We start from the raw sequence: 398 nt of genomic DNA, 5'->3' as shown, positions 1-398 counted from the left end.
GCGATCTCGCCCTGGGAGTGGCCGACCACCGCGTCAGGGACGACGCCCAGCGACGCCCAGAGACGGGCCAGCGCGACGTTCACCGCGAACGACACCGGCTGCACCACATCCACCCGCTCCAACGAAGCGGCACCCGGCACCTGGTTCACCACATCCAGCAACGACCAGTCGACATAAGGCTTCAGCGCCTCTGCGGCCTCCTCCAGAGCCCGCGCGAACACCGCGGACTCGGCGAGCAGCCGACGACCCATCCCCACCCACTGGGAACCCTGCCCCGGGAAGACGAACACCGACCGACCACTCACCTCCGCCCGACCGGACACCAGCCCGGCCGCGGCCTCCCCCTCGGCCAGGGCCCGCAGCCCGCTCAGCGCCCGCGCCCGGTCGGCGGCGACCAC

General features: G+C 72.9%; 1 protein-coding gene. It reads right to left on the bottom strand.

Annotated elements, in window-relative coordinates; genetic code table 11:
- Window positions 1-398 (bottom strand): acyltransferase domain-containing protein (locus AE652_RS21435; protein WP_049653965.1); only part of this gene is annotated, 398 nt, incomplete at both ends.

Source organism: Kitasatospora sp. MY 5-36 (genome assembly GCF_001182915.1).
In the GTDB taxonomy this organism is placed as follows: Bacteria; Actinomycetota; Actinomycetes; order Streptomycetales; family Streptomycetaceae; genus Kitasatospora.
Note: the sequence above shows the minus strand (reverse complement) of the source record. Positions and strands in the feature narration are given on the sequence as shown.